The sequence below is a fragment of the Senegalia sp. (in: firmicutes) genome, from assembly GCF_052088025.1.
Classification (GTDB): Bacteria; Bacillota; Clostridia; order Tissierellales; family SIT17; genus Anaeromonas.
Genome location: NZ_JBQCYD010000009.1, coordinates 26,365 through 33,522, shown reverse-complemented (window position 1 = coordinate 33,522; position 7,158 = coordinate 26,365). Strand labels below are relative to the sequence as shown.

6 protein-coding genes and 1 pseudogene are annotated in these 7,158 nt (G+C 30.4%); all 7 read left to right on the top strand.

Annotation, left to right across the window (positions count from 1 at the left end; all coding sequences use genetic code 11):
- Nucleotides 1-340 (top strand): flagellar filament capping protein FliD (gene fliD / locus ACTHUW_RS03675; RefSeq protein ID WP_442212509.1); only part of this gene is annotated, 340 nt, incomplete at its 5' end.
- Nucleotides 316-736 (top strand): annotated as a pseudogene (fliS, locus tag ACTHUW_RS03670) (flagellar export chaperone FliS). The gene fliD and the pseudogene fliS, both read left to right, overlap by 25 nt.
- Nucleotides 737-753: 17 nt before the next feature.
- Nucleotides 754-1,224 (top strand): flagellar protein FlgN, encoded by a 471-nt coding sequence (locus ACTHUW_RS03665; RefSeq protein ID WP_442212506.1) that lies wholly within the window; start codon nucleotides 754-756, stop codon nucleotides 1,222-1,224.
- A 650-nt stretch (nucleotides 1,225-1,874) separates the two neighbouring features.
- Nucleotides 1,875-2,405 carry a ribosome hibernation-promoting factor, HPF/YfiA family gene (gene hpf, locus ACTHUW_RS03660; RefSeq protein WP_442197286.1) on the top strand — a complete coding sequence of 177 codons (531 nt, stop codon included), beginning with the start codon at nucleotides 1,875-1,877 and terminating at the stop codon, nucleotides 2,403-2,405.
- Nucleotides 2,406-2,537: 132 nt separating this feature from the next.
- Entirely contained in the window at nucleotides 2,538-3,119 is a 582-nt protein-coding gene (locus ACTHUW_RS03655) for a DUF5317 domain-containing protein (RefSeq protein WP_442212504.1), read from the top strand.
- A gap of 43 nt (nucleotides 3,120-3,162) precedes the next feature.
- Nucleotides 3,163-5,907: a preprotein translocase subunit SecA gene (gene secA / locus ACTHUW_RS03650; RefSeq protein WP_442212502.1), complete on the top strand. Its 2,745-nt coding sequence runs from the start codon at nucleotides 3,163-3,165 to the stop codon at nucleotides 5,905-5,907.
- A gap of 9 nt (nucleotides 5,908-5,916) precedes the next feature.
- Nucleotides 5,917-7,024, top strand: a protein-coding gene (prfB, locus tag ACTHUW_RS03645; RefSeq protein ID WP_442197289.1) for a peptide chain release factor 2 whose coding sequence is annotated in 2 segments (ribosomal slippage) — nucleotides 5,917-5,991 and nucleotides 5,993-7,024 — 1,107 coding nt in all. Because the reading frame shifts where the segments join, the coding sequence is not laid out codon by codon here.
- The last annotated feature ends 134 nt before the right edge of the window (nucleotides 7,025-7,158 follow it).

Genomic DNA, 7,158 nt, shown 5'->3' with positions numbered 1-7,158 from the left:
AGCTGAAAATAGTGATAAAATAGCTCATTTATTTACAAATCAATCTGATAATTATAGTGAGAAGGGTATATCACATAAATTATTTGACATAATTGAATCTAATATAGCAACTACAGGAGAAAAGGGAACCCTTATAAAAAAAGCAGGTATAGAAGGCGATAGAACAGAGTTTAATAACTTTTTAAAAGATAAGGTAGATGACTTTGATGATAGAATAGATAATTTAATAGAAGATCTAGCTAGAAAAGAAGAATATTATTATCAGATGTTTGCAAAGATGGAGCAGGCAATGAGTCGTATGAATAGTCAATCATCATGGATTACAAGTCAAATGGGCTAGTAGAGATAAGGGGAGGAAAATTTAAAATGGCAATGAGAAATCCATATTCGCAGTATCAAAATAATTCAATAATGACAGCATCACCAGAAGAACTTACTTTAAAACTATATGAGGGGCTTATGAGGTTTATAAAGGAAGCTAGTATCTTTGCAGAGGAAAAAAGCATAGAAAAATCACATAATAGTAATTTAAGGGCTCAAGCAATTTTAAATGAATTTATGATAACGGTAGATAAAAACTACAAGGTAGGAGAAGAATTATATAATCTATATGAATAGAAGACTTATGGAAGCTAATATATCTAAAGATATAGAAATATTAGATGAAATATATAATATGGCAAAGGAACTAAGAGATACTTGGTCACAAGCTATGAAGTTAGCAAAAAAAGGATAATAGAAGGGTTAAATATTATGATAAAAAAAATAGTAAGGCTCATAGAACTTTTAGATGATAAAAAGATATTATTAGATGATTTTTATAAACTTAGCATAGTTCAAAAGAAACTCATAGAAAATGATGATATTGATAAATTAAATAGAATTATAAAAAACAAAGAAGAATTAATATCAAAGATAAATCTATTAGATAAGGACTTTCTTGAAATTTATAATGAGTTAAAGGAAGAAAATAATATAAGAAGTTTGTCTGAATTAGATATAGATAAGATATATTTAGCTCGATTAAAAGAGATAACTAATAGATGTGATAGTTTGATGCAAGATATAAAAGTTCAAGATGAATCAAATAATTCTATGATGGAAAATAATTTTGAAGATGTAAAAACTAAACTTAGAGAAATCAAAAGAGGTAAAACTACTACAAATAAATATTATAATAAATCACAAAATACAGATGGATATTTCATAGATAGTAAAAAGTGATGGATTAACTGATTCATCATCCTGAGAGTAGTCGAAGGATCTAAGTGTTTTAAGGCTATAAAGTGAAAACAAGACTCTTCGACAAGCTCAGAGTGACAAGATACAAACAATGAGAAAATATAGAATAACTTTTAAATAGAGCATAAATTTATGCTCTATTTTTTGCTTTTCTTGCATAATAATTATCTATAGGAGTAAAAATACTAATATAAATGCAATATAAATTATATGAAAATTAAGCCATATTAGTGTTAATTAATATTAGCCTTAGTTAACACTCTCTCCACACATCTTTCCACATGATAACTTGTACTAATATACACTATCCACAGACTTATGCACATTATCCACAGAAAACGCCTATAGTTATCCACATATGCACATAAATATTATGTGGATAAAATAATCAATAAATATGAATTTTCATGTATAATTTCTTTTATTATGTCAATACTATATGTTTATTTGTAAAATGAGGTCGGATTTGCCTGTTGTTTTGCTAAAACTTATTAACATAGCCTATATATAGCCTGTAAATAAGATGATAAAAAATATTCAATTAATTTACATGTTATTAATTTTTTTTAATGGGTAATTATATGAATAACACAATAAATAAATAGATACATAAATTGAAGGGAGTTGGATTCATGAGAACGATAATAGCGGGAACAAATATGAAGGTAACTGATGGTCTTAGAGATGCAGTAGAATCAAAACTTGAAAGGTTAGATAAGTATTTTCAAAAAGATGCTAGAGTAGATGTTACAATGACTGTAGAAAAGGAAAGACAAATTATAGAGGTGAGTGTACCATTTTCAGGAACTATGATAAGAGCTGAAGAGGAAACTGATGATATGTACAAATCAATTGATATTGTTTTAGACACTCTTGAAAGACTTATTAGAAAGCATAAGACTAAGCTTGAAAAGAGAAAGCACAGTGGTAAAACAATTAGATTTGAAAATATACCTTATGAAGATATAAATACAGACAATGAGCCAAAAGTTGTAAAGACTAAACGTTTTGCAATGAAGCCAATGATTCAAGAAGAAGCTATTTTACAAATGGAACTTTTAGGACATAATTTCTTCGTATATAAAGATGCTGATAGTGAAGAGACAAATGTATTATATAAAAGAAAAGATGGAAACTATGGTTTGATAGAACCACAATTTTAAATAAAAATATATATAATGCAGAGAAGAAAATTCTCTGCATTTTTAATGTAAAAAATAAAGGATTCTAGCTATATTTATCGAATTAATATATAATGTAGAGTATAAATATAAGGAAGGGTAAGGTGAAAATAGATGATTTGGTTATTTTTATTATTAGCTGTAATTGTGGGATATATGAAGGGTGGAAAATTTATAAGGCTTAAAAATTTGGAGTTTAAAATGCTATCTCCTATTATAATAGCACTTATATTTCAATATTTACTCCTAATATTTAGTGATAATGATTTGAAAATTGTAGGAAATTATGTAGAAGAGATTTATTTGGGTTCTTTTATACTTTTATTTATTGGCATACTTTTAAATATAAAGACACCATCACTTTGGCTAGTACTTATAGGGGCTATATCTAATTTTGTGGTATTTTTTATGAATGGAATGAAGATACCTGTAGCAGCTGATGCATTAAATCTTGCTGGTATGAATAGCACTATAAATTTGATAGAAAATGGACAATATAAGTTATATGAGATAATAGCTAGTGGAACTGATTATTCACTACTTGGAAAAGTTATTGCAATAGATCAAGTACTTCCTATTTCAGGAGTATTTAGCATTGGTGATGTTTTGATAACTCTTGGCTTGTTTGTATTCATTGAAAGTCATATGAATGACAAGAGATTAGACAATCGAATGAGTTTTGGATTTGGAAAGTAATTATGATATAATGTAATGATAATTATTACTGGAGGTAGGTAGATTGGTAAAGAATATCTTTGAAAAATTATTTGGTAGTTATAGTGGACGTGAAATAAAAAGGATAGATCCTATATTAGATAAAATAGAAGCATTAGAAGATGGAATGAAAAAATTATCTGATAGCGAATTACAAAATAAAACTAATGAATTTAAAAATAGAATTAAAGAGGGAGAAACACTTGATGATTTGCTTCCTGAAGCTTTTGCTGTAGTTAGAGAGGCTTCAGATAGGGTTCTGGGCATAAGGCCATATAGAGTGCAGCTTCTAGGTGGTATTGTACTTCATGAAGGCAATATTGCAGAGATGAAAACGGGTGAAGGTAAGACATTTGTTGCATCAATGCCTCTATATTTAAATGCACTTACAGGAAAAGGCACCCACCTTATAACTGTAAATGATTATCTTGCATCATTTCAAGGCGAGATGATGAGTAAATTATATAACTTTCTAGGTCTTTCTACTGGCATAATAATCCATGGTATAAAGACTAAAGAAAGACGTGAAGCTTATAATGCTGACATCACCTATGGTACAAACAATGAATTTGGCTTTGATTATCTAAAGGATAATATGGTCATATATAAGGATGAAATGGTTCAAAGAGATCTTAATTATGCAATAATTGATGAGGTTGACAGTATTTTAATTGATGAAGCTAGAACTCCCCTTATAATTTCTGGTCAAGGTGATAAACCTACAGAACTATATCGTGCTGCTGAACATTTTGCTCGCACTTTAAAGGGAAGAATCATAGAAGAGAGTGAAAATAAAAAAGATCCATTTAATAGGGAAATGAAGGAAGAAAAGATGGATTATACAATAGATGAAAAAGCTAAATCTGTTACACTTGCTGAAAAGGGTGTAGAAAAGGCAGAGAAGTTTTTTAATGTAGAAAACTTAGCTGATCCTGAAAATATGGAATTAACTCATCATATAAATCAAGCATTAAAGGCACAAAATATAATGCAAAAGGATAAGGACTATGTAGTAAATGATGGAGAAGTTATAATTGTTGATGATTTTACAGGCAGGCTTATGTTTGGTAGACGCTACTCAAATGGTCTTCATCAAGCAATTGAGGCTAAAGAAGGTCTCGATGTAAAGAAGGAATCTAAAACCCTTGCAACTATTACATTTCAAAACTTATTTAGAATGTATGATAAATTATCAGGAATGACTGGTACTGCTAAGACTGAAGAAGATGAATTTAGACATATATATAATATGAATGTAGTAGAAATCCCTACAAATAAACCTGTAGTAAGAGAGGATAGTTCTGATTTAATATATAAATCAGTGGAGGCAAAGTTTAATGCCATAATTGAAGATATAAAAGAGCATCATGAAAATGGTCAGCCAATACTTGTTGGTACTATAAGTATTGAAAATTCTGAAATACTAAGTAAATTACTTAAAAAGCAAGGCATAAAACATGAGGTGCTTAATGCAAAGCAACATGAGCGTGAAGCAGAGATAATCTCTCAAGCAGGAAGGTTTGGGGCTGTTACTATTGCTACAAATATGGCTGGTCGTGGTACTGATATTGTGCTTGGTGGTAATCCTGAATTCATGGCTAAGGCAGATTTAAGAAAGAAAGGAAATTCTGAGCATTTAGTTGCCCTTGCTGATAGCCCTATGGATAGTATTGATCCAGAAGTAAAAGATATAAAAGAAAAATATGATCAATTACTTGAAAAGCATAAGGCAAATACTAAGGATGAGGCTAAGAAGGTATTAGAAGCTGGAGGACTCTATATAATGGGTACTGAAAGACATGAATCTAGACGTATTGATAATCAGCTAAGAGGTCGTGCAGGTCGTCAAGGAGATCCTGGTAGCTCTAAATTCTTCATATCACTTGAAGATGATCTCATGAGATTATTTGGTAGTGAAAGAATAAAAGGATTAGTTGATACATTAGGTATGCCAGATGATGAACCACTTGAGCATAAATTACTCAATAAATCTATAGAATCAGCACAATCTAAGGTTGAGGGTAAAAACTTCGGTATAAGAAAAAATGTCCTTCAATATGATGATGTTATGAATAAACAAAGAGAAGTTATATATAAGGAAAGAAGAAGGGTTCTTGAAGGCGAAGATATGAAGGACTATATCTTTACTATGATAAAAGACATGGTAGATGGAACGGTTGAAATGTATTCTGCAAATTCTAAGTATCCTGAAGAATGGGACTATGAGGGAATGGAGAATTATTTATCAAATATATTCTTAGCTGATGAAAAATTAGAAATAGCAAATAAAGAAGATATGACAAAAGAAGATTTAAAGGAACAAATATATGATTTAGCTAAAAAGAAATATGATGAAAAGGAAGAAGAGGTAGGAAGTGAACAATTAAGAGAACTTGAAAGAGTCATACTTCTTCGTGTAGTAGATAGTAAATGGATGGATCATATTGATGCAATGGATCAACTTCGCCAGGGTATAGGACTTCGTGCTATGGGTAATGAAGATCCAGTTCGTGCCTATCAAGTGGAAGGATTTGATATGTTTAATGAAATGATTAAAAACATTCAGGAAGATACTGTAAAATACCTATATAATTTAGAACCAGAAGAAAAGATGGAAAGAAAAAGAGTGGCTAAGGTAACAGGCTCAAGCCATGGAGATGGTCAGAAAAGCAAGGTTCAAAAAACAGTAATAAAGGGCGAAAAGATAGGTAGAAATGATCCTTGTCCTTGTGGTAGTGGCAAGAAATATAAAAAATGCTGCGGTAAATAGGAGGATTCGATGTTAGAACTTGAAAAATATAAGGGAACCATAGAAGAGTTTAAAAACAGATTAAAAGAAATAGGTGTTTCACTTTGACTTATCTGATAAGAGAAAGGAACAAAGTGAACTAGAAAAAGAAATGAGAAGTCCTGATTTTTGGAATGATAATGATGAAGCTCAAAAGATAATATCAAAATTAAATTCCATAAAATCAGCTACAGATAAATATGATGAATTAAATGATGAAATAGATGATGTTGAAATTTCAATTGAACTATCTGAAGAGGAAGATGATAAGAGTTTTTTATCTGAAATAGAGGAAAAGATAAAATACATTGATTCTGAGCTAGATAGTTTCAGGATAGAAACTCTTTTAAATGGAGAATATGACAAAAATGGAGCTATACTTTCAATTCACTCTGGAGCAGGGGGACTTGAGGCTCAAGATTGGGCAGAGATGTTGCTTCGTATGTACTCTAGATGGTCTGAGAGAAAAAACTATAGGACTAAAATATTGGATATGCAAAGAGATACTGAAGGTGGAATAAAGGCAGTAGATATTTCTATAGAAGGTGCAAATGCATATGGATATCTAAAGTCTGAAAAAGGTGTTCATAGATTAGTTAGGATATCACCCTTTGATTCATCAGGAAGACGTCATACTTCATTTGCATCAGTTGATGTAATGCCTATCTTAGATGAAGAAGATGAAATAGAAATAGATGAAAGTAATCTGAGGATAGATACCTTTAGGGCTAGTGGTTCAGGTGGTCAGCATGTAAATACTACTGATTCAGCTATAAGGATAACTCATATTCCAACTGGTATTGTCGTACAATGTCAAAATGAAAGATCTCAACATAAAAACAAGGCTACAGCTATGAGTATGCTCATGTCCAAGCTTGTGGAATTAAAGGAAAGAGAACAAAAGGAAAAGATAGAAGATTTAGCAGGAAATTACAATCAAATAGGTTGGGGGTCCCAGATACGTTCATATGTATTCCATCCCTACAATATGGTAAAGGACCATAGAACAAATGCAGAAGAAGGCAATATATCTAAGGTAATGGATGGGGATATAGATAAATTTATAAATGCATATTTAAAAGATACAATAAATGAATAGAAATAACCAGATGAAGACTTTTCAATTATACTTAGATGACCGATCACGTGTCACTCTGAGTGTAAGCGAAGAGTCTTATATTTTTACCTTTTTTATGATTTGTTAAAAAATTCAAAAATAAAAAAGAAGGATTT